General features: G+C 46.9%; 22 protein-coding genes and 1 pseudogene. 14 read left to right on the top strand and 9 right to left on the bottom strand.

What is annotated here, in order from left to right:
* Positions 1–11: 11 nt before the first annotated feature.
* From Q502_RS13435 to Q502_RS13425, 3 genes are read right to left on the bottom strand one after another with little or no spacing between them, the layout of a single operon-like run.
* Positions 12–2,849, bottom strand: coding sequence for an AAA family ATPase (locus Q502_RS13435; RefSeq protein ID WP_099829673.1), 2,838 nt, complete (start codon positions 2,847–2,849; stop codon positions 12–14).
* The gene (locus Q502_RS13430; protein ID WP_099829672.1) at positions 2,846–4,012 is read right to left on the bottom strand and encodes an exonuclease SbcCD subunit D; all 1,167 of its coding nucleotides are present in this window, start codon (positions 4,010–4,012) and stop codon (positions 2,846–2,848) included. The genes Q502_RS13435 and Q502_RS13430 overlap by 4 nt, the downstream gene beginning before the upstream one ends.
* Before the next feature lie 10 nt (positions 4,013–4,022).
* Positions 4,023–4,448: a PPC domain-containing DNA-binding protein gene (locus Q502_RS13425; RefSeq protein ID WP_099829671.1), complete on the bottom strand. Its 426-nt coding sequence runs from the start codon at positions 4,446–4,448 to the stop codon at positions 4,023–4,025.
* A gap of 168 nt (positions 4,449–4,616) precedes the next feature.
* Here Q502_RS13425 and Q502_RS13420 point away from each other — a divergent pair, with 168 nt between their 5' ends.
* From Q502_RS13420 to Q502_RS13370, 11 genes are all read left to right on the top strand, one after another.
* The gene (locus Q502_RS13420) at positions 4,617–5,183 is read left to right on the top strand and encodes an isoprenylcysteine carboxylmethyltransferase family protein (RefSeq protein WP_099829670.1); all 567 of its coding nucleotides are present in this window, start codon (positions 4,617–4,619) and stop codon (positions 5,181–5,183) included.
* Between the two features lie 20 nt (positions 5,184–5,203).
* Positions 5,204–5,620, top strand: coding sequence for a secondary thiamine-phosphate synthase enzyme YjbQ (locus tag Q502_RS13415; protein WP_099829669.1), 417 nt, complete (start codon positions 5,204–5,206; stop codon positions 5,618–5,620).
* Between the two features lie 150 nt (positions 5,621–5,770).
* Positions 5,771–6,145, top strand: a complete 375-nt coding sequence (locus Q502_RS13410) for a hypothetical protein (protein WP_099829668.1) — start codon at positions 5,771–5,773, stop codon at positions 6,143–6,145.
* A 245-nt stretch (positions 6,146–6,390) separates the two neighbouring features.
* Positions 6,391–7,170, top strand: coding sequence for a MetQ/NlpA family ABC transporter substrate-binding protein (locus tag Q502_RS13405; RefSeq protein ID WP_099829667.1), 780 nt, complete (start codon positions 6,391–6,393; stop codon positions 7,168–7,170).
* Positions 7,171–7,181: 11 nt separating this feature from the next.
* Complete coding sequence (locus Q502_RS13400; RefSeq protein ID WP_099829666.1) at positions 7,182–8,171, top strand: methionine ABC transporter ATP-binding protein; 990 nt, start codon at positions 7,182–7,184, stop codon at positions 8,169–8,171.
* Positions 8,171–8,803 (top strand): methionine ABC transporter permease, encoded by a 633-nt coding sequence (locus Q502_RS13395; RefSeq protein WP_099829665.1) that lies wholly within the window; start codon positions 8,171–8,173, stop codon positions 8,801–8,803. The genes Q502_RS13400 and Q502_RS13395 overlap by 1 nt, the downstream gene beginning before the upstream one ends.
* Before the next feature lie 138 nt (positions 8,804–8,941).
* Entirely contained in the window at positions 8,942–9,466 is a 525-nt protein-coding gene (locus tag Q502_RS13390) for a UPF0158 family protein (RefSeq protein ID WP_099829664.1), read from the top strand.
* A gap of 839 nt (positions 9,467–10,305) precedes the next feature.
* Positions 10,306–11,928, top strand: coding sequence for an OPT/YSL family transporter (locus Q502_RS13385; protein WP_099829663.1), 1,623 nt, complete (start codon positions 10,306–10,308; stop codon positions 11,926–11,928).
* Between the two features lie 18 nt (positions 11,929–11,946).
* Positions 11,947–13,050: a poly-gamma-glutamate system protein gene (gene pgsW, locus Q502_RS13380; RefSeq protein WP_099829662.1), complete on the top strand. Its 1,104-nt coding sequence runs from the start codon at positions 11,947–11,949 to the stop codon at positions 13,048–13,050.
* Complete coding sequence (gene pgsB / locus Q502_RS13375; protein WP_099829661.1) at positions 13,047–14,153, top strand: poly-gamma-glutamate synthase PgsB; 1,107 nt, start codon at positions 13,047–13,049, stop codon at positions 14,151–14,153. The genes pgsW and pgsB overlap by 4 nt, the downstream gene beginning before the upstream one ends.
* Positions 14,150–14,593 (top strand): poly-gamma-glutamate biosynthesis protein PgsC/CapC, encoded by a 444-nt coding sequence (locus tag Q502_RS13370; RefSeq protein WP_099829660.1) that lies wholly within the window; start codon positions 14,150–14,152, stop codon positions 14,591–14,593. The genes pgsB and Q502_RS13370 overlap by 4 nt, the downstream gene beginning before the upstream one ends.
* 9 nt (positions 14,594–14,602) lie before the next feature.
* Here Q502_RS13370 and Q502_RS13365 read toward each other — a convergent pair whose 3' ends face one another.
* Positions 14,603–15,892, bottom strand: coding sequence for an SLC13 family permease (locus Q502_RS13365; RefSeq protein ID WP_099829659.1), 1,290 nt, complete (start codon positions 15,890–15,892; stop codon positions 14,603–14,605).
* 171 nt (positions 15,893–16,063) lie between these two features.
* Here Q502_RS13365 and Q502_RS13360 point away from each other — a divergent pair.
* A pseudogene (locus Q502_RS13360) lies at positions 16,064–16,282 on the top strand (ISNCY family transposase); the annotation flags it as partial.
* Between the two features lie 35 nt (positions 16,283–16,317).
* Here Q502_RS13360 and Q502_RS13355 read toward each other — a convergent pair.
* The 3 genes from Q502_RS13355 to Q502_RS13345 form a co-directional block, all read right to left on the bottom strand.
* Positions 16,318–16,671 (bottom strand): GntR family transcriptional regulator, encoded by a 354-nt coding sequence (locus tag Q502_RS13355; RefSeq protein ID WP_099829657.1) that lies wholly within the window; start codon positions 16,669–16,671, stop codon positions 16,318–16,320.
* Positions 16,672–17,032: 361 nt separating this feature from the next.
* Positions 17,033–17,980 carry a phosphotransferase enzyme family protein gene (locus tag Q502_RS13350; RefSeq protein ID WP_243392291.1) on the bottom strand — a complete coding sequence of 316 codons (948 nt, stop codon included), beginning with the start codon at positions 17,978–17,980 and terminating at the stop codon, positions 17,033–17,035.
* Positions 17,981–18,072: 92 nt separating this feature from the next.
* Positions 18,073–19,350 (bottom strand): MFS transporter, encoded by a 1,278-nt coding sequence (locus Q502_RS13345; protein ID WP_374704118.1) that lies wholly within the window; start codon positions 19,348–19,350, stop codon positions 18,073–18,075.
* A gap of 225 nt (positions 19,351–19,575) precedes the next feature.
* Between Q502_RS13345 and Q502_RS13340 the strand changes: the two genes are divergently transcribed.
* Positions 19,576–20,769: a hypothetical protein gene (locus tag Q502_RS13340; RefSeq protein ID WP_099829654.1), complete on the top strand. Its 1,194-nt coding sequence runs from the start codon at positions 19,576–19,578 to the stop codon at positions 20,767–20,769.
* A gap of 25 nt (positions 20,770–20,794) precedes the next feature.
* Positions 20,795–21,340 carry a hypothetical protein gene (locus Q502_RS13335; protein WP_099829653.1) on the top strand — a complete coding sequence of 182 codons (546 nt, stop codon included), beginning with the start codon at positions 20,795–20,797 and terminating at the stop codon, positions 21,338–21,340.
* 409 nt (positions 21,341–21,749) lie between these two features.
* Here the strand turns inward: Q502_RS13335 and Q502_RS13330 are convergent, their stop codons facing one another.
* Both Q502_RS13330 and Q502_RS13325 read right to left on the bottom strand, forming a co-directional pair.
* The gene (locus tag Q502_RS13330; protein WP_099829652.1) at positions 21,750–23,486 is read right to left on the bottom strand and encodes an ABC transporter ATP-binding protein; all 1,737 of its coding nucleotides are present in this window, start codon (positions 23,484–23,486) and stop codon (positions 21,750–21,752) included.
* A complete protein-coding gene (locus Q502_RS13325; protein WP_099829651.1) occupies positions 23,476–24,888 on the bottom strand; it encodes a radical SAM/SPASM domain-containing protein in 1,413 nt (470 codons plus the stop codon). The genes Q502_RS13330 and Q502_RS13325 overlap by 11 nt, the downstream gene beginning before the upstream one ends.
* Positions 24,889–26,324 lie beyond the last annotated feature (1,436 nt).

Genomic DNA, 26,324 nt, shown 5'->3' with positions numbered 1-26,324 from the left:
GCACCTCCGATTCAAAGAGATTCGTCTTCATTCCTGCCGTTCAGTCGTATTACCTTCTGAGCCATTTCAGAGAAGACGTCATCGTGAGTAACTATTATTGATTGATCGAGTTCACCAAAGAGCTCTCTGAGAGAATGGGCAAGAAGTTCTTTTCTCTCTTTGTCGAGATTCGATGTCGGCTCATCGAAGACGGCAAATCTCGCTCCGCTGAGGACCCCCGTCATTGCGGCTCTCAGACAAAGAGAGACCAACACCTGCTCCCCACCGGAGAGATTTGAGAAACTTCTGACGCTACCGTCGCCGTATTCGGATGCTTTGACGGAAACTTCGTAATCTTCGTTCCATCTTATTGACTCTTCGGTCCCGGATATTCGTTGGTAGTCTAGGGTCGCCTTTCGCTCTATCGCGTCCCGAAATCCGGCGGTTATTCTCTCTCCGGTGAGATTGAGATTGTCTCTAATCATCTCTCCGAGTTTGATTTTTCTGGAAGTTTTTTCGCCGGCTCTCTTCTTGAGCTTCTTCTTTTCTTCCATCTCTGCGAAGTTCTTCAGATCTGCCCGCAGAGAGACTATGTCTCTGCCGATGGATATTGTTTCGTCTCGTTTGAGAGCATAACTTTCTTCGGCCTTTGTCTCATTTCTCTTCACTTCTTCTAGACGGCAATAATCGAAGCTCTTTTCAAGAGCAATAATCTCTTTTCTGAGGCCGGTCACTCCAGCCGCCTTCTTTCTGCATCTTTCGAGCGAGGCCCGGCAGAGGCCTGAGTACTCCTCGAGATAGCCCGCAAGAGTCACATGTTTGTTGAATCTTTCATAATCGTTTTTGTTAAGAACCATCGCTCTGCGAATCTCTTCAATCTCCGCTCTCAATCCGGGAAGCTTTCCAAGTTCCTCCGCAAATTCCTTAACAATGCTTTTCTGAGCATCGATTTCGGTCGACCGGGAAGCGAGTTCTTCCTCCGTCTTCTTCTTCAGTTCGTTGAGTGATTTGATCTTGCTCTTGACTTCTTCCAGACGCGAATCCCTTTCTTCAATCTGGTTCTTGAGCGTGGAAATGTGTTTCTTTTGAAGTTCGAGCTCTGTGGAGGCATTTCCAACCTCTTTTTCTACACTCTCGCTCATCTCGTCGATCTCTCCGGACTTTCCTGAAATCGTCGAGAGCTGAAGGAGGAAGCTCTTCGCTCTCTCTTCAAGGTCAAGCTTCTCTTTTTCTAGATCAGCCTTTTCCTTAAGTTTCTTATCTGTCTCTTCTATCGCTTTGAGGGCAAGAGCCCTCTCTTCCGCCAGTTTGCCTAGCCTCGACGGGCTCTCCTTCACTTCTGCAATCTTTTTCGAGAGCTCTCTTTCACCGGAGGCAAGCTCGTTTATAAGACCTTCGATGTATCCTTCATAATCACTTCTATTTTCGATGTTCTTGCATTTCTCATCCAGGAGCGGACAGATGCCAACGGCGAGAGAGCCTCTGTATTCTTCAAGCGCCTTTCTCCGGGAAGCCTTGCTGACACAGGCCTCGTTCAGTTTTTCAAGGAGAAGGACTTCCTGTTTCGCTCTTTCTATACTGCTATCGATTTTCGCCAGCCTTTCATTGAGTTCCTCAGAACCTTCCAGTTTTCCAAGGCTCCTTAAGAGATCCTCAAGCGCGGCCAGCCGTCGCTCAGGCTTCCTGTATTCTTCGAGGATTACCTTAAACGCCTCTTTTCTCGAAAGACACAGGTTGTAGGCTTCCCGCCTCTTGCCCGCCTCGAGTTCCGCCGCTTCCATCTCTCTTCTTAGCTCTTCTCGTTCCTTTTTCAGTTCCTCGAATTGCTTCTCGCTCTCTTCCAGTCTTTCCTCTGAATTCGAGAGCGCTCCGCTTGACCGGGCAACTTCCGTCTGCAGTTCAGCGATTCTCTTCTCAATGGCCGCCGAACGCTCGCCAAGGCCTTCCAGTCTTCTTTTTTCGGCGCTTAGAGCATTTTCTTTCTCCAGTAATCTCTCATAGAGATCGTGGCCGTCCCTGCTTTTGTCAACGATTTCTCTGGCCTCGACCGCCCTCTCTCTTTGCCTCAGATTGCCTTTCAGCGAAGCAGCTTCGTCCCTCAACGACTTCAGCTGCTGCTCAAACTGTCCTCTCTTCGAAGAGAGCTCTCCTTTGATTTCCTCGAGACGCAGTCTCTCTGCTTTGACTTTCTTGAGGGCATCTTCCAGAGACTTCAGTTCCTCTCTTGCCCTGGAGAGGTCCTCCGAGAGAGTCTTCACCCTCTCTTCAACTTCTGTCTTTCTCTCCAGTTGCTGCTCCATGAAGGCGATCTCTCTCTCAAGAGCTTCGTTCTCACTCCTCAGGTCGGTGAGATAACTGCGCATGAAATCCGTTGAGATCTTCCTGTAAAGGTCGACCTGAAAGACCCTGTTGAAATAGTCCCTTCTCGCAGCAGGACTGCCGAGAAACTGATCGGCGATTCTATTCTGAAAAGCTACTATCACGTTCTCGAATGTCTTCGAGATGTCTCCCTGAAGACCACAGATAATTCTGATTTTCTCTATCACGTTTTCCTTCCCGCGGGCAATGAGAAGTTCCCCCTGATGCAGCTCGTGACTTGAACCGGTGCCGAAGACTTTCTCGACCCTGTACTCCAGACCGTCGTCGGCCAGAAAAGCCACGGTAATTTTCGATCTTCTCTCGTTCCACTTGATTGCGTCTTCCTGTTTGTCGCGCAGTCCACCTCCGAAGAGGGCCAGTCCGATAGCTTCGATTATCGATGATTTCCCCGAGCCGTTTCTTCCAAGGATGAGGTTTATTCCCTTCTCGAAGGTTTCGGAATATCTGGAGTGGCTGCGGAAGTTCTCGAGATCTATCGAAGTAATCCTCAAGAGCCACCACCCACTATAGCTTCAAGAAGGGCATCGACGGATTCTTTGAACAGGTCATACCTTCCATCTTCCTGAGACTGCTTCATCTTTTCTATTGCGACCACAAGGTCCTCGCCTCTTGCTCCGAGCTCCTTCCACTCCCTGGAGCCGAGTATGACCTCTCGTTCGATGTCTCTCGCACTCATCAGTCTGTAGTCGTCGAGAGTGATCTCTCTATCCGTTCTCCTAACTCTAACAAAGGCCTTAAGGGCTCCGGAAGACTCTATCTCCCTCTCCAAACGCCCGGGATCTACGTAGAACTCTCCGCTTCCCGTTACCGTAACGAGTACTATGGCTCCTCTATGAATCTCATGTTCGTTGACAAATCCGTCAAGGTCGTCGCCCTCACCGGGAAAAACGGAGAATTCCTGTCTTTCCCTCTTGCGAGAGTCGTGAAAATCGGCTGTTCCGCTCTCCGTATCGAATACGTAAAATCCCTTTCTATCTCTCTCCCAGACGTCCCAGTATTCGAGCGATCCGGGCACGAAGAAGAACGGCTCTTCCAGAGGAAAAGCGAGTTGAGAATGCAGATGTCCGCCTCCGGCATAGATCACCTTCGACCTGAGAATCTTCAAGACTTCGGGTGACACAAGGCCGGGAATGAAGTTGTCGTTCCCGGGCGCGGTGTGGATAAGTATTATATTGTCTTTGCCCTCAAGAAAAGAAGAAGCTTTGAGGATCATCTCCTCTGCCATGAAGCCGGGATAGCCAAGTCCGAACACTTTGATACCTTCGATGCTGACGTTCGGAAAGACGATGTCCTTTTCGCCCTGAACCGGGCAGAGCAGCTCCAGATACTCTGTCTCATGGAGAAATCTCAGCCAGGACTCATTCGCGCTAAAGCTCTTGTCGTGGTTTCCCTCTATAGCCAGCACCCTGATACCGTTTTCTTTCAGTCTGGAGAGAATACTCTGCGTTCTGGCAAGAGTGTCGGGATTGATGTCTCTCTTGTCAAAGAGATCACCCGTTATGAAGAAGGCCTCCGGTTTGTTCTGAACGGCCCAATCAACTACATAGTCAAAGGCTGAAAAATAATCTTCGTATCTTGCAGACGAATAGGGGCTGTTCGGGGAGCCGATCGGTCTTCTCCCAAGGTGAATATCCGAGCAGTGAAGGAATCTCAATTCGATGGACTCACTTTCTGAATTCCAGAGGCGTTGCGGCGCCGGAAGCATCTCTGGTGAGTTTCAGGTCACCGGTCCTGACGGCAAAGAGCTCCGTCGTGTTGCACACTGTTCCTGCGAACAGGTGGCCGCCAACTGCGCTTCTCGAAGGCCCGGCTAACGCGACGTGAAGATGCGGGAATGGAAAATCGCCCTTCGACGATACATTTCCCGATATGTGAATGAGCTCATGTGGAACAGAGATCATCTCCTTTTCGTACTGCTTTTTGGACACGTTGTACCAGCCGATCTCGAAATCTCTCAGCATCCCTATTCCGCTGATAACAACAAGTGAATCCAGGTTGTTCTCCGTAAGTGTTTGAACTAGAGTGTGGATGAAATCCTCGCCATCCTCGAAGCGAAAGAATAGTACTCTCTCACCTTTTCCAAAAATCATCTCATCACCACCTGTATTACGATTTTACTACATCTGCCGCACCCCCACATTTGCTAACAGTTACAGTCGAAAGACATCCAGCAAGGGCTTTGATGTGAGATTTTCTTCACCCTGGTCTGATGATAGAATCGAATCGAATTGCATTCACTTTCTCCTGGAGGTTTCGTTATGTCTGGTCAACTGTTCTTCTTCATCGTTCTCATTTTCTGGGTCGGATTCGACGTCTATCTTTTCTTCTTTCACAACAGAGAGATCAGTGGAAAACTCCAGGAGAAACGATCGAAATATATTATGCTTGCTTTCGTTCTATCTGGCATGTTTGGAGCGGTGGCTGTCGACGGCAGCTCAAAGGAAGCGTTCATGATGCCGTTCCGTCCTCATAGATGGGTTGGGGTTGCATTGATGATCTTCGCGGTCGTGGTCCGTTTCCTCGTAGTCAAGCAGCTGGGCTCTTCCTTTGCAATCGATGTGGGGGCCCTTCCCGGTCAAGAGCTGAGAACGGATCGACTGTTCAGAGTAATCCGTCATCCTGCCTATGCCGCCGAGATAGCAGGCTTTCTGGGTCTTGCACTCGTCTTCGATTACCCGCTCAGTTCGATCCTTGCTTTCATACTCCCGACGACAGGCATACTTTACAGAATCGTCGTGGAGGAAAGAAATCTCGAATACATCTTCGGAGATGTTTATAGGGATTACTGCAAAAAGACGTGGCGGCTAATTCCTTACGTGTTTTAATCAATTAGGAGGTGAAGAATTTGAAATCATACAGGAAGGAACTTTTTTTCAACACCGCTACCAGGCGAGAGATAATCAACATTACTCCAGATGTCGAAAGAGCGCTCAAAGAAAGCGGAATCCAGGAAGGACTTCTGCTCGTGAACGCAATGCACATAACTGCAAGTGTGTTCATCAACGACAATGAATCCGGGCTTCATAATGACTTCGAAAAATGGCTGGAAAGGCTTGCGCCCGAGAAACCATACTCGCAGTACGAACACAACGGATTCGAGGACAATGCGGACGCCCACCTGAAGAGAACCGTTATGGGTAGGGAAGTAGTAGTAGCCGTTACTGAAGGAAGACTGGACTTTGGACCATGGGAGCAGATCTTCTACTATGAACTGGACGGTATGAGAAGAAAGCGAGTTCTGATAAAAATAATCGGCAATTAAGATTCGAATTGTAACGGTTTTCAGAGGCTTTGTCAGATATACCGGCCTAAACAGCTCCAGACAACCAGGGAGTCTCTTGTTTGCCTTTGCGAAGGTCTTTCTAAGATGTTATGGTAATAATAACACTTATTATGTATGGAGGTGCTATCAATGAGCATTGGAGAAGCATCACTAAACTCCCAATCGGTCGTTTTTCTCGACGGGGGTTTGGTTGATGTTACACCTTTTGCGAAGAGGGTTGGAATCAAACTGCCGGTAGTTATCACGGAGAATCTCTGGAATGAAATGGTTAAGACCGACGAGAATTCCAGGATGTACGGACAAAAAGAAGAGAAGCGGCTCGACAGCCTGCTTTCCACATTGAGCATGGAACTGCTTAAGGGAAGAGCGAAGGATCTCTCGTTCACTTTCCTGATCTGCAAAGACCCGAAAACAACCAGTTGCAGGCTTCTGAAAGCATGCTACAAGGAAAGAGATGACGGTAATCGGTTCATAAGGATTTCTTGTTACAACGAATCTAACTGACTCTGGAACAGGCACGAGCTTTTATTTACAATATCGACTTGTTCTGGAAAGAGTCGTTGAGCTATAATGAGCTAAACGAACGCGAGGTTTGCATATGAACAATAAGACTTACAGAGGAAAAAACAGAAAAGCTATGATGATGTACGGCAACGCCCTTGTTTCTTCGGGTGCTTAGCTGTACCTGAGAAAATAGAAGCGGGGCGTCTCAAAGGAGACGCCCTTTTTTTATATCAGGAGGGATTTGTATGAAGAAGTTTCTAGTGTTACTGGTTCTACTGGGAGTCGTATTTGCGTTCGGTACCACGAAGATCAGGATTGGCGCCACTCCAGTTCCCCACGCCGAGATTCTCGAGGTAATCAAGGCCGACCTATCCGAGCTGGGCTATGAGCTGGAAATCGTTGTGTTCAATGACTATGTGCTTCCAAACATCGCCCTTTCCACAGGGGAACTCGACGCGAATTACTTCCAGCACGTACCCTATCTGGAGTCCTTCACTTCACAAAGAGGAATTAAAGGGCTGGTCTCAGCAAAGGCCATTCACGTCGAACCAATGGGGTTCTTTCTCAAGAAACCTCTTTCAGAGCTCGCACCAGGTGATAAGATCGCGGTTCCGAACGATCCGACGAATGAAGGACGGGCACTGATTCTGCTTCACAACAACGGGCTTATTGAGCTCAAGGATCCTTCGAAGCTGGAATCCACAGTTCTGGACATCAAAGAGAACCCAAGGCAGTTGACCTTTGTTGAAATCGAGGCCGGGTTCATTCCAAGGGTCTACACAGAAGACAAGACCGTCGCCGGTGCCGTCATTAACACCAATTACGCTCTTACCATCAACCTAAATGCAGTCAAAGACTCGGAGTTCATTGAAGGTGGTGAATCTCCGTATGCAAACATAATCACAATTCGAGAAACTGACAAAGGCGAAGCATGGCTCGAAGCTCTCATCAGTGTGTTGACGTCGGAGAAGGTAAGAGACTTCATAAACGAAAAGTATGATGGTGCGGTAGTACCCGTCTTCTGAGGTTTGATGCTTTGATACTGAGCGTTGACAGACTTAACCTCTCTTTCGAAGACAAATCGGGAAGGAGAAAGATCCTCGATGATGTCAGCTTCTCTATCGAAGAGGGCGAGATTGTCGGAATCGTAGGGTTGTCGGGAGCAGGGAAAACCTCTCTGCTCCGCACCCTTAACCTACTCCAGCCGGTGGACAGCGGATCGATCATGTTCGACGGCCAAAACATAGTCGGGCTTAACGAAAGCAAAGTGAGGAGCATTAGAAAGAAGATAGGAGTGGTTTTCCAGAGCTACAACCTGTTTCGCTACAGAACCGTCTACCAGAACATCGCTTTCCCTCTGAAAATTCAGGGAATCGGCAGGGGCGAGATCAGGGAAAGAGTTATGAGTATCGTTTCGGAGCTCGGCCTGGATCACAGGCTGAGCGCCTACCCTTCGCAGCTCTCCGGCGGCGAACAGCAGAGAGCGGCGATCGCCCGCGCTCTCGTAATGGATCCAAAGCTGATTCTTCTCGACGAACCCACTTCCGCGCTCGACCCGAGGACTACAGGCAGACTTCTCGATCTCGTAGTGAATCTCAACGAAAGACGCAGTGTCACCTTCGCGGTCGTAACCCACGATATGGATGTCATTAAGAGAACCTGCGACAGAGTCGCGTATTTGCAGAATGGGAAGCTGCACTTCTTCGGACCTACGCACGAATTCTTCGTCAAGATTGAGAACAATGAAGTGAGTGACTTTGGAAGCCCTCTCGAGCTGGAAAGAAGCGTCCTTTCTGGGCAGAAGCGGCTCTTGAGAGTACTCTTCTGGGGAGAGCGTACCCACGAACCCGTTTTATGGGAGATAGCGAGGGAGTTCGATATAATGATCAACATTCTGTACGGGAAGATCGAAGAACTGAAGAACGGGCCCTTCGGAACATTGATCATCGCGATTGATGGGCATAAACAGGATCTGTTCATAGAGAAACTTAGGGACTCCGTCTTCTTTCTCGAGGAGGTCCGGTGATGTTCTCACAAATACTTAAGGCGACGCTCGAAACTCTATACATGCTTCTTCTCTCCGGTTTCCTGGCAACTGTTTTCGGTATTCCGCTAGGCGTAGGTCTTTACCTCTGTTCAAGATCGCGAAGGTTGAAGACTCTCTATGCGCTGCTCGATCTGCTGGTAAATATCTTCAGATCAATACCTTTCATTATTCTCGTGTTGCTTCTGATTCCCGTTACGAAAAACGTAATGGGGACGATAATCGGGCCGAATGCCGCAATCTTCAATCTGACTATTGCAGCTATACCTTTCATGGCGAGGCTTTCGGAGAATTCTTTCAATGCCGTGCCTTCGGGAATAATCGATTCGTCAAACTCAATGGGATTGAACAAGTGGCAGATGGTCACAAAGGTTCTGATACCGGAAACACTGCCCGATCAGATAGGCAACATAACCGTACTCTTGATCAATCTCGTAACCTACACCGCCATAGCGGGGGCAGTCGGGGCCGGAGGTCTCGGTCAGCTGGCGATCAACTATGGTTACTACCGGTTTCAGTGGGACGTAGTTCTCTACGCTGTGATCGTTCTCGTGGCGATCAGTCAGCTTCTTCAGTTCACTGGAGGAAAACTGGCGAAGGGATTGCGAAAATAACTTTGGAAACAAGGTTTTTCGGAAGCGTCTCGGAAGTGAATCATTTTGACTTTCGTCGTCGAAGCCAGAATGTTGTAAACTGGTACCGGGCAAAACAAGTTGATTGGAATACAGGTTTGCCCATAAGGGTGAAGCACTATGAAAAGACTGCCGGTCGACATCGATATGTTGGTCAATTTGATGGATACTGACCAGAGAGAGTACGATGCGATTTCGTATCTAGATACGGAGACAGGAAAGATCATCTTCTATCAAGAAGATTGTTTTCCGGACGAACTAGTAAACTGCGAGGTTGAAAGAGAAGAGATAACTGAAGACCTTCTGAAGTACTCCTGGATGAGAATCGAAGATTTGTACACTTATTATGACTTGTTTTGCGGCGATGAATCGGAAAGATTCGAGGATATACCGTGGATTACTCCAGGAGAAAAATTCGCACTGATCGAAGAGTTCATTTACACAAGAGTGGAAGAAAGCGTCAGGGATGAAGTCTATTACGATATTTCGGGAAGAGGTGCATTCTCTAAGTTCCGCACATTTCTCGAACATCACGGAGAATACAAGGACGCATGGTTCAAATTCGAAAGTGAGAACTTGACAAGGATTGCTGTTGAGTGGCTCAACTCGATAGGAATCGATCCGATCGATACTTCTGAACAGTGATCTCGGTCTTCTCTTTGAAGTAAATCTCGCGGAGATTCGTCTGTATAAGAAAGACTGCCCGGGCCTTTTCTTTTGTCGGTTCACATAATTATCCATGAGTCTGGGAGTCATGTGCCATTAATACGCTGGTTCTTGCGTGAATGCTATGGTTCGCTCCTGATGGTCCTGATTTTAAGTCCTCCCTTGAGGGAAGAAAGCCACGGAGTGGCGGAGGGTATCTCTGAAGGAACGAGTGCAAGATCGAGAGAACGAGAAGACGCTTTGAACTTGAGATGAAGCTTCGCTTCGAGAAGGGTGGTATTCGAGACTGCCAAGAGTGGTGAGAAAAGCAGATCTGAATGTTGTCACTGCAGGTTGACAGATCTAAAGAGGCGAAAAACGATGCGAGACGCGCTTCAAAGATCACACACCCCACCGCAAGCGGTCCCCCCCGCTCAAGCGGGGATTTAGGATCATGATCGGAAGAGCGGTTCATTCTGCACTTCGTGTCGAGGTACTTAGCTAGGAAACGCGAGATGATGAAAGAGCGTGAGACGGATGAGATGAGATCCAGTTTGAGCAATCGAGAGGGGATTTAGGATCATGATCGGAAGAGCGGTTCATTCGGCACTTCGTGTCGAGGTTCTTAGCTAGGAAACTCGAGATGATGAAAGAGCGTGAGACGGATGAGATGAGATCCAGTTTGAGCGCTAGAGCGGGGATTTAAGATCAAGAGGGTAGAGATGCTTGAAACCGTGATTATTGATGATGGTTACCGATTCTGGAACTGAGGAACGAGATGACTGAGATCCATTGAAGATGATGTCAGTAATTATGAGGGTTCACAGGAGGATCAGAGCGTGAAGAACACTGGAGTGTCGCTGGAAGAAGGTAGTTCAAAGCAGTTGACGTTTAGGAGCCTGGTAATAGGGGCGCTCGGGTCGATAATTATCACTACCAGTTCAATGTACGTCGCCTTGAGAATGGGGGCTCTTCCCTGGCCGACCATTTTTGTTGCAGTAATGTCGCTGGCAATACTCAAGGCCTTGGGCAGGACTAACCTGAACGAGATAAACGTTACGCACACTGCAATGTCTTCCGGAGCAATGGTGGCTGGCGGTCTGGCCTTTACGGTTCCGGGCATCTGGATTCTTGAGGCTTCCTCAGAGGTAAGTTTCCTGTCACTGCTAGTCGTTACATTGTCAGGCACTATTCTGGGAGTTGTATTCACTGGAATGATTAGACGTTATTTCATCGAGAAGGAGAAGCTGCCTTTTCCCATGGGTTTAGCTTCCTACGAGACAGTTGTTGCCGGTGACAAAGGGGGGAAGAAGGCAAAGTACCTCTTTTCCACCATGGGGGCCGCTGCCGTATTTGTCGCAGTAAGGGACGGGCTGGGATGGATACCCTCTGCGTGGTCTTCGGTCCGGCTGTATTCAAGAAACATCTTCTTTGGAATGTGGATATCCCCTATGGCCGTTGGCATAGGTTACATAATCGGACCGCTCTTCACAGGAGTGTGGTTCCTTGGAGCTGTTATAAGCTACTTCTTCTTGATCCCCGTTGGAGTTGCGGTCGGATGGTTCGCTGATGTCGGCTCTGCGACGGCTTTCAAAGATAGTCTCGGGATCGGACTGATGGTCGGCACCGGTGTTGGGATACTGCTCAAGGGAATCTTGCCGCGGGCAAGAGAGATCTACCTTCCCGTAAAGAGCAGCGGGAAGGGATCGCGAATGAAGACGCTTCGCTGGATACCTCTGGTTTTTGCGGCCATCGCTCTCTTCCTCACAACTTTGACGGAAATGACTCTTGTCTCTTCTCTACTTACAATAGTTGGCGTATGGCTTACGACGGCCATGGCCGCCTCGATAACCGGACAGTCGGGCATCAATCCTATGGAGATATTTGGCATCATCATTCTTATTGCCGTGAAGTCAGTCGCCAGTCTCGGCACAATCGAAGCGTTCTTGGTGGCGGGAGTAGTGGCAGTTGCTTGCGGTCTTGCTGGCGATGTACTGAACGATTTCAAATCCGGCTACCTTTTGAAGACCAACCCCAGGGCTCAGATCGTCGCCGAGACGGTCGGCGGAGTAATTGGCGCAGTAGTCTCGGTAATCGTTCTCTTTATTATGTTCAGAGCCTATGGTACAATGGGCCCGGGAACGGAACTCCCCGCGCCACAAGCGTACGCCGTTTCCACCATGGTCGGTGGTCTCCCAAATACTCCGGCCTTTTTCTTCGGCTTGATGATTGGGATCATAATCTATCTTATGAAACTACCGGGGATGACGCTTGGAATTGGCATGTACCTCCCTATGGAGATATCTACCGCCGCATTCGTTGGAGGCGTTATTAGCTTAATTGTCGGCAAGATCAAGCCAAAATCGAAGGAGACCGGAATGATAGTGTCGTCGGGACTTCTCGGAGGCGAAGGTATAACGGGAGTAGTTTTGGCAATAATCAGGGTTCTAACAGTTAGCTAATAGAATAGAGGAGTTGTTTTGAAACACATTCACGCAGTGGGCAGAGTCCCTTTCAATCGCGTTCACATTTCTCTAAAATGGTTATTGCTCGGCGCCGTTGTCGGGGTAGCGGCCTTCTTCATCGTCAGTCTTTCAATGGAGAGGATCGAGTCACCTCACTTCTCTGCTCAGCTGTCCGCGGCTCGACTAATGGCCTCTTCCATAGCTGAACTTTCAGCTTTCCGGGAGTCGCTGGGCATAGAAATCGACCCATCCGTCGACCCTAATTTGACAGGGCTTATTGGACCGGAATTCACGGAGTTGACAACTACTCTAGGAAATCTGCAGGCGAAGAGAACCTCGACCAATCCGGACTTCGCGGCTCTCCTGGTGAAGTACTTCAAAGAACTCAATCTCAAGAGAGGCGATCCCGTAGCTATAGGAGCGAGCGGTTCTTTCCCCTCGCTTCTTCTAGCCACTCTCTGCGCCTGCGAAGTTTTGGAACTTGAACCCCTTGTGATCTATTCGATTGGCGCTTCAGAGCACGGCGCCACACATCCGGAATTCACCTTTGTTACGATGCTGGAAAGACTTGTAGAGGTAGGGCTGCTTAAAGACAGCCTGATCGCAGTCTCTCTGGGCGGTAATTACGATACGGCAAGTGGAATGTTTTTCCCGAAAGCTCGTGAACTGATGACGGAGATTGCTTTATCCAGCGGAAAGACCTTTATATATGAAGAGTCTCTTCAAGCAAGCATTGAAAAGAGACTTGAGCTCTATCTTGAAGAGTCGGCCGGACTGCCTTCTGTCTTCGTCAATATCGGGGGAGCAAGCACAAACTTCGGCAACAGCCATCTAGCTCTCAGCCTGGATAACGGTGTTTTGACTTCGTTCTCTTCGATCCCTAAAGGAGATGAAAGGGGACTGATTTTCGAGTTTGCGGAGCTCGGTGTGCCCGTGATTCATCTGCTGAACATCAGAGATCTCGCGATGGAGAATGGGATTCCGATCGACCCCGTTCCTCTTCCGGAGCCTGGAACCAGCGGAGTATATTTTGTCGATAGCTACTCGTTGCCTCTGACTTTGACCTTTCTATTCCTTATGATCCTCTGCGTTGTTGCGGGAAAGGTGATTAAGAAATGACAAACTGGCTGCTGGCTCTGGTCGCATTGTCTATCCTTCTGCTCTTTCTCGTCATTGAGAATATTCTCTCGAGAAAGAGAAGAAAACGGTTGAAAATCGCAGTCCAAGTGAACGGAACCAGAGGTAAGAGCGAGACAGTAAGACTAATTCACGCGGCCCTAAAAGCAAACGGCTTCAGCGTACTGGGAAAGACGACGGGAACCGTTCCTCTATGGATAACCCCCGACGGGAGACACGTCGAAGTGGTTCGTCGCGGCCCTGCAAACATACAAGAGCAATTCCTCGCATTGAAGAAGTCGGAGAGGGACGGCTGCAATGCTTTGGTCGTGGAATGCATGGCTATTAAGCCCGAGATGCAGCTTTCAAGCATGAGAATAGTCGAAGCAGACATTACCGTCATCACGAACGCTTATCCGGATCATATCGAAGAGATTGGAGCCGACGAAATCGAGACGGCCAAAGTGCTTTCTCTATCTATTACTCCAGGCGGAATTTGCGTTCTGGGAAACGTTTCGTCTGACGCATTGGAATCTGTAGAAAAACACTGTTCTAGAATGAATACTAGATTGGTTACTGTCATCCCGAAAGGAGAGGACACGGCCGGATTCAAATTCGAGCCAAATGAGGAAAACCTTTCTATCGCACTGAAGGTTGTAGAACTAATTGGTCTGGACAGAGAAAAGGCGCTTGAGGGAATGAGAGAGGCGCTGCCTGATGTGGGGACATTCAGGTATCTGCATCTCGGCGACGGGATAAATGATACCGTCCTGGCAAATGCGTTCGCGGCCAATGACATTCGGTCCACTTCTCTGCTTCTGAAAAAGGCAAGACAGGATTTTCCCGATAGACCACTCGTCGGATTCTTCAACTCCAGAGACGATAGGCCGGACAGAGCTCTCGTCTTCGAAGAAATGATTAGAGAGTTCGACAGGATAATAGTCAGAGGACCCGTTCCTCAACGAATACTGAAGAACAAGAACGTAGAAAAGCTGAAAGACCCGAGCCGGCTCGATTTGCTTCTTGAAGGGCACGAGCTCGTTTTCGGATTCGGAAATATACGCGGCCTTGTCCAGTGGCTGAGCGGGTTGGAGGAGATTCGATGAGTCCTGCATTGTTCTCGATTGGAATCGTCATAAGTACTGTATTCTGGTGGGTGACAGGGTTGTCGGCTGGAGGGCTTGTAACACCGGTCTACCTGTTCATCTTCATTGAACAGCCTTTGAGGCTGCTGTATACATGGGGTGTCGGTCTGGTCACATTCCTGATTCTGAACCTTCTCCAGAGATATCTGATTCTCTACGGAAGAAAGAGACTCGCAATAGGAATTCTTCTCGGAGTCGTCGTCAAGCTTTCCCTCGACACCTTTCTTATGCCCAATCTCCCGGTAGAACTGTTCTCAACCGTAATTGGAACCGTCGTTCCAGGGCTGATCGCGAATGACTTTTACAGGCAAGGAGTAGTGAAGACCTCTCTTTCGCTTATCTTCGTCACAGTGGTTGTCTGGTTGACAAACATACTGATAAAATCGATCATGCTTGTCTAAGAGTTCCCGCTAGCCGAAGAGCACGAGTCTTAACACAAGATAAAGGTTGGAAATGCCGAGAGATATAATTGCCGAAGGGAACCCGATCTTCATGAAGTCGAGGAAACTGTGCCTGTTTCCATACTCCTTGTTTACCATCTCAAAACACATCACATTCGCAAGATGACCGGTCACAGTTCCGTTTCCCCCGAGGTTTGCCCCAAGAGCAAGAGCAATCCATAGATCGTACTGAAGAGGGTAGTGAACGGAAAGCTGCGCCACGATAGGAATGAAGATCGTAACAACCGGAATGGCTCCAGTAACCATCGCTATCATTCCGCTTACCCAGAGAATAAGCATAGAGAGAACGGCCGGGTTGCTCGAAAGATTCAAAGCCAGTGCGGAAAGCTCTCCCGTTATTCCCGTGCTTTCAAGAGAGTGTGCAAGCGAGAAAAGTCCAATGAAGAAGAGAATCGCGTTCCAGTCCACTTCGGTAGCAACCGATTCGAAATTCTTTCCCGTATAGAGAAGCAAGAATGAAGCTCCAAGCACTGCGAATAGCGACATTTCTATGTCAACGATACTGTGCATGATAAATCCGATGACCACAACTACCACTGTTCCGAGGCTGACATACATCAATCTCTTATTGGTTATGACTCCATCGAGTCTTAACCCCTGAATCTCTTCCTTTTTTCCAGATATTGACGAGAGACCCTTCAGAATCTTGAATCTGGAGATCATCATCAGGGTGACATAGGTCAATAAGAGCGGAGCAAGCACAAGACCGCTGAAAGTCATGAAAGGAATCTTGGAGGCGTTACCAATAATGATGTTTGGAGGATCGCCTACCAGAGTCATACAGCCGCCGATGTTTGAAGCCAGAATCATCACCGCCGTGAACCCGAAGGGGTTGAATCCCGCAGTATCTGCAACGAAGAAGATTATCGGCATGAACATTATCATTGTAGTGACATTGTCCAGAACCATAGAGAAGAGAGCGATTAGCGCCGAAAAGAGCCCCGACAGCAGAAGAATGTTCCCCTTCGTTGCTCTGAGAGTACGGACCGCCACATATTGAAAGAACCCGGTAGATTTGAGCACGCCGACTATCACCATCATTCCTATGAGAAGAAATATGGCGTTGAAGTCGACAAACTCAGATATTGTCTCTATTCTCATTGTCTCAGAGACTTTGAGCACCACCAGCAACATACCTGCCGTAAAGGCAATCAGCACTCTCCGTCTTTTCGAAAGGACAATCAGAGTGAAAGTCAATATGAAATAGATTACAATGAATATTCTGTCCACAAGTCTCATTCTATCCCAAAATGCTTAACAAATGAAGAGGGCGATATGCATCACAAATAATCTACTTGAAAAGGGGAACGTTGCATCAAAAATGAAACTACTCGAAAGGTAAGGATGAAGGGGATAATCTTCGCGAATGCCAAGTTGAAAGAGGTAGGGGCGAAGATGAAGAGAATAGACATGACTGGATTGATTGAGAAACACTCAGAGAAGTACAGGAAGGCTGGAAAGAAGGAGAAGAGTAGAATCCTTGACGAATTTATTGAATTAACTAAGTACAACCGGAGCTATGCATCACTAAAACTTAGGAGAGGTTATTCTAAGAAGAACAAGAGAAGCAAATTCACAAGGAGTCGCGGAAGAAAGAAGAAATATGATTTCGAAGTATTGAGAAAACTAAAGGACGGAAGCACCTGCGGTCCCTGCCGAAGCGGCTAAACGACAACTGTCAGGCCGCAGGCATATGTATCGTGCTTTTGATAAGCGCTCTTGCATAATATCGTCGAAAAGCGACCGACGAAATGACACTGCTGTTCCGGCCGGACTGAAATGACGTAAGTACCGCTTCGCGATCTGGAATCCAGAAGGCCGTCCATCTTCAGTTCGTTATATGCTTTCACAACAACGCTCCTGTTCAGCCTGAGCAACTTCGAAAGCTCTCGCTCGGAAGGAAGTCTTGTGCCCAAGAAATCTCCCCCCCTCATTATCGCTGTTCTCAACTGATCTATCAGCTGCTTGAACAAAGGGACTCCAGAGCCTCTTTCGACGACGATTTTCAGCCCAAGCATGGATTCACCTCCTCAAACAGATTATACTTCGACACTAGCAATTGACCATACCATTAAGCCGTCAATAAAACATGCCGTTTATCTTCCATCGATCTGTTTCTCTTCTAAAATGACTCAGCTGAATAACATGGTCAAAGACTTCAATGCAAAGCGGATCGCTCCAATTGCCAGGATCCGACTGCCATTGTTCTGATGGCAGACATATAGCTTGAATATGCGAAAGCGATAGATTGGCAGAAATCGAGGCGAGGGATTCTCGGTATTCTATAAGAAATATTCAATTAGGGAGGAACAAATGAAAAGAAACGATGCTAAGGAGAAAAGAAAGCGTGGCGGGAAATTAACTATCTCTTGAACTACACTAGATCATCTTTTCGGAACCGGCCAGGACGAGACCCGCCTTTTCCTTGATACGACTACTGTTTTTGTACAGCCATTTGAAGACATTCTTTGCGAAGCGCGCTTCTTCAGTCAATTCTTTCGCAGTGAAGTAATGAATCTGGATGATCGAAATAGCAGAAAGAAGATAGACAAAACTCTCCCTCTCGCTCGAGGAAAGAGTGTTTTCTGAGGAGTATCCTTCAAGCAAGTACGGAAGCAAATAGAGGAAAAGCGATGGAGAACCCATCTTCAGAAACTCGGCGAAGACGCTATGAACTAGATAGGCAAGATCTAGCACTTTCACTTCTCGAGTCGCACAATCAAAATCTACTATCCCCGAGACCTTCCCCTCGTGGATGATTATGTTCCCTGGATGGTAGTCGCCATGGATGATCTGGACCGGCAGTCTATAATATATCTTGTAGAAATCGGTGAAGAATTCCTCAACACTTTCGAGTTCCATTTCTAAGTCCCCTGCACTGAAGTACCGCAGGGCAGCTGTCAGCGACTTCAGCAGATTCGTTCTTTCAAGCTGATCGTCGTCGATTTCTTCTAGAGCTTTGTGGAGCCTTCCAGTGAAAATGCCAAGCTCAACCGCCAACTCCGGAGTGGCATGAGAGATGTCGGAGTCGGCCTTTTCTCCTTCTATGTAAGAAAACAATGAGTAAACGTACTTGCCGATTGTTATTTCAAACTCGCCGTTGCGGGCATAAACGGGAGCCGAAACAGGAACTCCGGTACCGACAAGATTCGCCAGAAGATCACAACGACAAGATCCGGCAGGAACACTCGCGGCCCTTCTCTTCAACACATACAAACGACTACCTGAGCTGACTACCGAAGCTCTGCCATTCAATGCTCTCTCAAACCTGATCTTTTCCTTAAACCCCCAGAACCTGGTAATCCGGGAGAAGGGAATTCTAGACATATATAACCACCCCGGATATTCAAACAAAATCATTATACAACATTTCGATCCGATAACTCTCTCTTGAGTAGATTTAATTATGATGCATTACGTCATGCCTCCGAATCACTCTTCGCCGCTGAAATTCTCTTCCTAACTTTGTGGGCCATCGTTGTTCCCAAAACCAGCAGAACCGTGACTACACCTGCCCAGAAGAAGGCGCTCCCTGCGCCGGCTCGGTCCGCGATCGATCCGACAAACATGTTTCCGAGCGGCGTTGAGCCTGCGAATACGAGAGAGTAAACGCTCATAACTCTTCCTCTATACTCGTTATCGGAGTGAATTTGCATGAGGCTGTTTGCAGTTGTAGTAAAGAAGATGTTCGCGAACCCCATACTCCCGATCAGCAAAGCCGAAAGCAAGTACGAACTATTGAATCCCATAATGATGAAAAGAGAAGAAGTTATGAATGGGACAACAAAAAGCCTTACTCTCTTCGGCCCTCTGGAACTCCCCCCAGCTACAATCAAAGCTCCAAGCAACGACCCGACTCCCAAAGAAGACATCAAAAGTCCATATCCCTGAGCATCGAGACCGAGTTGATTTCTTGCAAAGACAGGAATCAAAACGCTGTAATTCATGCCGAACGTACTGACGATTGCGAGAATCAAAGTGGTGGTAGTCAGTATCGGACTCTTGAAAAGATAGATTAGGCCTTCTTTGATGTCAGGTATCACAGTCCCCTTTGGTCTCTTCTTTACGACCGGCGCTACGTCAATTTTGAACAGACCGACTATCACAGCTATGAAAGTGACTCCATTTATGAGGAAGCACCAACCCGCACCGACAAGAGCCATTACTACCCCCGCCAAGGCCGGTCCTACGATTCTTCCAAGATTTATGACCGTTGAGTTCAGCGCAACTGCATTAAGAACCACATCACGACCCACCAATTCGATCATGAAAGATTGTCTTGCTGGAATGTCGAGTGTCTTGACCATTCCGAGACCAAACGCCAGAAGGAAGATGTGCCAGTATTGAACTGTATTCGTGAAGACAAGAATCGCAAGTATAAATGCCAGGACCATCGAGGCTATCTGAGTTAAGATTACGATGCTCCTCTTGGGGAAACGATCTACGAAGACCCCCGCAGGTAGTGACAGAATGAGTACCGGCGTGAATTGCGCAACACCGAGAAGACCCAACAGGAAAGGGGAATCCGTTATCGTCAAGACGAGCCATGACTGAGCGGCTGTCTGCATCCATGTTCCCATGACGGATATCAGTTGACCTACCCAGAAATATCTGAAGTTCCTTACTTTGAGTGCCGGAAAAGTCTTTTCCATTCTAGAGAAGAACAAATCATGTAAACTGTTAGCCAAACGAATCATCTCCGTGGCTATTGTACTATATTTCCCGGGGTTATAATTGAAGTGTAGTCAATAGACTTCTTTTCTTTTTCTTTTTCTTTGCGATATGGTAGTTATAATTGAAGTGTAGTCAATAGACTTCAGATACTATAATTGAAGAGAGAGTACTGAGAATGGAAGACTGTGCCAAGAGTGAAAGCCCGTAGGTTCTTAACCACCAAGAAGCGAAGGAAGGAGGCAAATCAAATGGATAATGTCGCTACACGCGTTCTTCGAAAAGCTGAGATGGAAAAAGAACTTCAACAGCTACTCAGTGCAGAGGCCGGGATCAAATCAGATTCATATCTTCTCACTTTCTACTTTCCAATGGAGAATCTCAAAAGGAGCGATGCGGAAAAACATTTGAAGTCAAATATCCTAGATTGTCTGAGGAAGGACGAGAAGATAACCGGTATGGGGAAAATTCATCAGAAGGTTGTTGAAGCAGTCCTTACCAAACTCGGAAACATCGATGATTTGGGGAGGGGATTGGCTATTTTTATCGAGTTCCACACAGGCGAAGATGTAAAAAACGATAAAGCAATCGAAGGTGTCAAAATCATCCCGCTTCATAGAAAGCCCGAGAAGGAGATTTACGTAGGTAAGACATTCGATCTTGATCAACTGATATGGCTTTCAAGCTCATCTGCGGAGGCCCTTGTTGTCTCGCTGGAGAGGGAAAAATCAACATACTATCTAATGGAAGGAAGAAAACTCTCTCTTATTAAGAGCGTCGAAAATGAGTTCATTCGAGAAAAAGAACAGGAGTATCTGGAGGGGTACTCTCCCTCGCCTTCATCGGGAGCGATGTATCACGGGAACGCTTCGGAAAAAGTTAGCAAGGCAAAGGAAGAAGAGAACAGGAGGTTCCTTCAGAAGAACGCCTCATTGATAAAGAACGACGAAGAGATTCCAAAAGACGTCGAATACCTCGTCTTCTTTCACTCTTCTTCGTTCAGTGAAAGCATTGAAAAGTTCCAGAAGGAAGCGAAACACCTTATTCCAGAAGCATATCCAATCTTCGTTCAAAAGACACTCAATCTGGAGAGGCAACTTCAGGAAGAAGTCGACAAACTGATAGATAGCGAAAGCAGGAGACTTCGAAAGGAATTTCTGGAGATGGCCCGGGAGAATTTCGACAAGTATGTCGAAGGTTGGACGGAAGTCTCTAAAGCAGCAAATGACAGAAGGATCGACACGCTTTTCATTAATCCTCTTGAGAGAAAAAGAGGTTATGTTCTTGACAGAGAGCTAGTATATACGCATGCCGTAAAGGAAAGCAGAGAAGTTAGAAATTTGGGCCCCTGGATCGTGCGAAGCGTAATAAACAACGACGGAAAAGTCGTGGTGGTTGATAAGGAACTCCTTCAAAGTGAGATCGCTGCAAGACTGCGATTCTGACATAAGACTCTTAGGAGGTGTGTAAGTGAAACAGCTCGCAGTATTCGTTCTGATTATTGGTCTGGCCGCAGGTCTTATGGCAACCCACTTCTCAGTGGGAATGGGCTTTGTTCTCAATCAGGACAGACAGACAAAGGAATTTGATCTTCAGTTCTTCGGGAGGGCTCAGGTAGGCTGGATGTTGTTTAACAAACCCGTCTTAGGCATTATTGCAGATGTTCCAGTCTTTGGATTCGGCTTTGAGGAAATGGAACTCTATTCTCTTGACCCCATGCAAGCCCTCATAGGACTTTACGCCGAACTGGGACTCGAAGATCTCGCGCCTTCTCTTCCGCCTGTCTTCTTCAAGGCAACGGTGATGACTGAACTGTCCAGCGTCCTTGCCGCTCGAGACATAAAGTATCTTCCGCTAGTCTCTCATGTCGGAGTAGGCTACGACATCAGCGACTTCAGTCTTGAGTTGGCAACTTCAATCATAAATGTGGGATTCAATCTCGGAGGGCAGCTCGCAAGACACTCGACCTTCTTCCCCCACTTTCATCTGGCAGGAAGATACAATTTCGATTTCTAGTGAGACGGGCCCTACGGCCCGTCTTCGTTCGCTACGAGCTGAAAGGTCGCGGATCCGAGGTTAGAATTAGCAGGAAAAGAGTTTTTGAAGCAGTAGTAAGGGTAAGTTCTTGATAGATGGAAATCTTGAGGAGCGAAAGTGTCGTCCGAGGTACGAGATCGGGAACACAACTGAACCTGTCTTTCTCCCTTGACTCTGTTCCGAGATTTCATCCATGGTTTTTAGAACCCTAAACGGCTCCCGGACAAAGCGTTGGGAGTTTGAAAGTCAGCTTAAAACTCTCACATCTGGTATCATGCGCCAAGCTCTACACCCGCATCCCGATCTTGTCTGCTTTAGAAGTTACACCAGGAAGCCTGCCTGATACGTTCCTGTCCGGGGCTTTTACAGTTCACCGCTATGCGCTTGATCAATTATCCTGCTGTTCATCCTTTATCAACTGAAGCGAGTAAAGCTTCTTGTATTCGGAACTGGTCTTTAAAAGCTCGCTGTGAGTTCCGCTTGCAACTATAACCCCATTACTGATTAACGCCACTCTGTCGCTCAATAGAACAGTTGATAATCTATGAGCAACCATCAGCACGATTATGCCTTCAGATTTTAGACTTACAAGAGTATTCTGAATTATTTCTTCAGTCTTTGAATCGATATTTGACGTGATCTCATCAAGAATCAGTAGTTGTGGTTTCGAGACCAACGCTCTGGCCAGCGCGACCAACTGTCTCTCACCACCAGAAAGCTGAACATCTGCAACCAATGTGTCGAGTCCATTCTCGAATCTTCTCAACAATACGTCAAGGTTTGTTCTTTCGAAGATGTTTTCCAAACCGGCTTCAGAAATCGATCTACCCAGGGTAATGTTTTCCAGGAGAGTACATCTTTCAAACAAAGTTGGTGTCTGCTCCACAAAGCCGATATATGGTCTGAGTAATGCCGAATTCGATACCGGATCGCCATTTATGTATATGGTTCCCGACTGGGGTTTTTGTAGTCCCATAAGGATATTCAGAGTAGTGGTTTTGCCGGCGCCGCTCTCACCTACCAGCGTCGTAATTTCCCCTTTCCTCAGTTCAAGAGACAGGCCTTTCAGAATTTGCTTCTTGCCGTAGCCAAACTCAATGTTCTCTAAAGAAATGCTCCGAACATCTTCTAACTTAGGACTACTATCACTCATTTCTTCTTCAGGACCTTCCAGTACCTCGATTGTTCTCAGGAGCCCTCCCCAGCTTTGTCTTAGAAGAATGTTCACCTGCATGAGGAGCTGAATAGGGTTGAACAATGATTGAACATAAGCCCAGAAAGTAATCAGAATTCCTACGGTAATCTCACCCTTCATTACCAGGTAACCACCATAGGCAAGCAGTGAAAAGGAGATAAGTCCGTTTATCGACGTCTTGAGTGTGCCGGCGATCTTTATTGCCTTTATGAACCTCTTGCCCGCATAAACATGGTCTCCCTGAAAACGATCGAAGAAATTCATGACCCAGGCAAATGGCATGGCGATTCTGATCAGTTTCATATTATCGATTATGTTACTTGTGACTCCTGCCAGTTCGCCGAATTTCTCCCTCTCTACTTTGCTCCTTTTCTCCACCATAATATTGAAGAACATTATCACAAGAAAGGAAAACACGATGAAGCCGAGGGGCAAAAGAGTCAGTTTCCAGTTGAAAGAAAACATGATAGCTAGAATCGCCGATATCTGAACGACTCCCAATAACAGTATCGGAAATACCTGCGCTATAACGGTTCCTACAAGTTCCAGATCAGATATTAGTCTCGATACGAGCTCACCGGTTTTATTCTTGTGGAAATAGTCGAAAGGAAGAACAAACATCTTCTCTAACAATTGCTTTCGCAGGTCCGATTTTGCCATGAGGGCCGTGGTTTCAAAAACCACCTCGCCAAAATAGGTAAAGATCAAGCTTCCAAACCAGAGCCCGACGACAAGCAAAACGTACTTTAAGAGAAGATCCATGTTGTCAGAAGGGATAACAACATCTATTAGCAGTCTTATCAAGAGCGGGAAGACAACTGCAAGAGCAATCATCACTCCGACCAGAACTGCAGCCAGCAATTCCCGTTTCCAATAGACTTTGAACAGCTTGAAGACAAACCTGCGAACTATCTTCTTTTCATTCTCCATATTTCTCCCCCCCACCGGGCTGTCTTTTCACAGGCCATTCGAGGATATCTCCTTCTTTTCCGCTTATTCTTGAACACCGGGGATCTGGTGAATCGTACGAATTATAGTAAGAAAAGGCTAGAGCTCTGCAACCTCCATTACATTGAGCAAACTTTACACAATCAAGACACTCTGAGATTTCGCGATTCGTTCTAAATGCATCAGCTTGTTTAGAGAACCAAATCTCTTCTATTGAGTTACGGAATACATTTCCATAACTGAAACGTGCCCTGTCAAGACCTTCTACAACATCACACAGTAGAACCTCCCCGTCTGCACCAATCTGCATTGCGAGTTTAGCACCACCACAACTGAGTGAACTAGTATATCTGTGCACCCCAAAGACAATCTCTGGCTTATTGCCATACTTTGATCTGAACGCTTCCACAACCTCCAATGCACTTTCAATCTGATCTCTGTTAGGGATCTCATTGATTCTGGCTCTTCCAGAAGGCATCAGAGTCACTATTCTAATCTCGCTTACTCCCAAAAATGGGAGGTTTTCTAATAAATAGGGCAACTCTTCCAGATTCCGCCTTGATAGAGTTATTCTTGCTCGTGTAGAGACATTTGCACTCTTGCAGTATATGAACGATTCAATTGCGCTATTGAAGGCGTGTTTAGGTAATCCAACAATTTCCGACCACACCTCAGGATGCCACGCGTCAATACTTATCTGAATGTTCCTAATACCAGCAACAACAAGCTCATCAACTTTCTTCTTGCTCAGTAACAATCCCTTGGTAGAGAGCTCATAGGTTATTCGGCAACTTTCAAGATAACTTACTATTTCTGATAACCCTGAATGGGCAATCGGATCACCGCCTCCCAAACTTACATACTCTACCTTTCCGAGTTTTCTAGCATCTTCAATGATCGATATTACCTTCGCCGTAGGAAGGTAGAAAGCTTCGTTTTCGCTTCCAAAAGCTCCATAACAATATTCGCAATTGTAAGGACAGTAATTGGTTAATGCAAAGCCTATGCTGCTTATCCTTGCAGGAACAACTGGACAACTTTCATCTGCAGGAATGAAAACAAATTCATGCCAATCCTCCATAGTTGATAGCCTCTTCTCTAAAGCCATAGGCAGCATAACAAGGACATGCAATTCATGCAGTTTTTCAGCAAGCCTTGTTATATCATTTAGAATTGTTCTAGAATCTACTTTGTAAAGCTCAGACAAGAGGATGGCGATTTTGCTCATACTTCTAGTGCCATCACATAATGAAAGGAAGATAGCGTCGGTTTGTGTAACATAAAGTGCAACAGTTTTTCCAATGAACTTCAGTATTCCGCCTTTGTTAGTTTTTATCAAGTCAATTCCTGGAGAACGAAATGGAAAGCCTTCTTGTAAACTCATGCTCCTACCTCCTTGGTTTGACCTAACTAAACTGGACAATTGCCAAAATGGACAGGGCAGATAGCAATATCAACAAATTACCACGTTATTCCGCAGATGACAATAGCATCTCGACAGAAGCTGCAAGAGACAATTTCAGGAAAATCACTTGACAACATGTAATATCCCAAAAGCATAAAACCACTCCTTTATCAGAACAATCAGAACACTTATGGTCTGCTAGATGCAGCTACCAAATTATTCCACAAATGACAATCGCGCTCTCACAAAAAGAGCACAAAGACAGGTTCACTAAGTCAGTACTGATCTCATAGTACCCACTGAGCATCCTAACACCTCCATTTCTTTGTCAATAACAAACTCCTTCCACAATGTACACAAAGCACGAATTTGCCCTGTCCAACCAATTGCGGTTTAACATGTTTAACATGTTTGCAGAATCCACTTTATATTGTAGCATACTTGACTTATATTATGACTATAAACTACATTAGTGTTACATTATGCAATATCATGTGCTGAACACTACGAATGAGCTCAATATCTTGAGAGGTTATAGAGCTTGTGAAAATTGTGAGCATGTTTGCAGATTTTTGGCCGGATTTCGAAGCAAGCTGGAAGTGCCTCACCCTTTAGCTTGGAAAGGATTTCACACTGTTTACCAGACAGTTCACTTCTCTTGGAGAATTCACTCATATCCAAAGAGAAATAATCCAGTACATTCTCTCCAGTCCGTTTCTCATTCTCTTCCAACTTATCCCGTTCAGCGAGCTCCTCATTACACATAAGTCAGGGAGTTAAATACCGCCAATATACTGGTTCTTACGCGAGCTTGTTTTTGATGATTTTGAGTACTCCATTACGTGAGGAGGGCCATGCAGCGAGGAGGGTGTTAGTCTTTGTTTACGAGAAAAGGCAACGATCTGAAATAGTTCCACAAGAAAGGTTGTTCGATGCCCGTTCTTGGTTGCTGGAAGGAACATACATATGGATTACTGACCAAATAACGTGAAGAGTGAATCTCGGGAAGAGACATTTGCACTCCAAGATGCTCAAAACAAGAGAGGGATTTTGGAGCGAGATCCCGTGCAGAGGCATCATCGGATGACAGTATTAAGAAATTCTGGAAGCGTCCCTATTCGTCATGCTGACCTCGATTCTTTGAAGAGAATAACCGAGAAAGAGCTTTGTCGAGGGCTTCGCTATGCTCAAGAGAAAACGAGAGAAAAGGCGGTCACCTTCGGATGCCAGTTCCGCTTCGCGAACGAGAAGAGTTGGAAGTTGACTGTTCCAAGTTGCAAGAATAAATGACGAGGTTCGGGGTTGGTGTGTGCCAAGAAGGCGAAGAAGGAAACTTCAAGCCATGCTTAATCGAAGATGAGGGAGGGCCCCTCGAAGCCGCCATGCAGGTGGAGGCTTCAAACCACCGTAAGCTG

Origin of the sequence: Mesotoga sp. Brook.08.YT.4.2.5.2. (assembly GCF_003351125.1) — a bacterium.
In the GTDB taxonomy this organism is placed as follows: Bacteria; Thermotogota; Thermotogae; order Petrotogales; family Kosmotogaceae; genus Mesotoga.
The sequence above is the reverse complement of the archived record's forward strand: the minus strand, read 5'-3'. Positions and strand labels throughout refer to the sequence as shown.

Coding starts and splice junctions, on each gene's coding strand:
- Q502_RS13425 (WP_099829671.1), bottom strand. CDS start 4,448: ATGATTTTTGGAAAAGGTGAGAGAGTACTATTCTTTCGCTTCGAGGAT.
- Q502_RS13420 (WP_099829670.1), top strand. CDS start 4,617: ATGTCTGGTCAACTGTTCTTCTTCATCGTTCTCATTTTCTGGGTCGGA.
- Q502_RS13410 (WP_099829668.1), top strand. CDS start 5,771: ATGAGCATTGGAGAAGCATCACTAAACTCCCAATCGGTCGTTTTTCTC.
- Q502_RS13405 (WP_099829667.1), top strand. CDS start 6,391: ATGAAGAAGTTTCTAGTGTTACTGGTTCTACTGGGAGTCGTATTTGCG.
- Q502_RS13395 (WP_099829665.1), top strand. CDS start 8,171: ATGTTCTCACAAATACTTAAGGCGACGCTCGAAACTCTATACATGCTT.
- Q502_RS13390 (WP_099829664.1), top strand. CDS start 8,942: ATGAAAAGACTGCCGGTCGACATCGATATGTTGGTCAATTTGATGGAT.
- pgsB (WP_099829661.1), top strand. CDS start 13,047: ATGACAAACTGGCTGCTGGCTCTGGTCGCATTGTCTATCCTTCTGCTC.
- Q502_RS13370 (WP_099829660.1), top strand. CDS start 14,150: ATGAGTCCTGCATTGTTCTCGATTGGAATCGTCATAAGTACTGTATTC.
- Q502_RS13365 (WP_099829659.1), bottom strand. CDS start 15,892: ATGAGACTTGTGGACAGAATATTCATTGTAATCTATTTCATATTGACT.
- Q502_RS13355 (WP_099829657.1), bottom strand. CDS start 16,671: ATGCTTGGGCTGAAAATCGTCGTCGAAAGAGGCTCTGGAGTCCCTTTG.
- Q502_RS13350 (WP_243392291.1), bottom strand. CDS start 17,980: ATGTCTAGAATTCCCTTCTCCCGGATTACCAGGTTCTGGGGGTTTAAG.
- Q502_RS13345 (WP_374704118.1), bottom strand. CDS start 19,350: ATGATTCGTTTGGCTAACAGTTTACATGATTTGTTCTTCTCTAGAATG.
- Q502_RS13340 (WP_099829654.1), top strand. CDS start 19,576: ATGGATAATGTCGCTACACGCGTTCTTCGAAAAGCTGAGATGGAAAAA.
- Q502_RS13330 (WP_099829652.1), bottom strand. CDS start 23,486: ATGGAGAATGAAAAGAAGATAGTTCGCAGGTTTGTCTTCAAGCTGTTC.
- Q502_RS13325 (WP_099829651.1), bottom strand. CDS start 24,888: ATGAGTTTACAAGAAGGCTTTCCATTTCGTTCTCCAGGAATTGACTTG.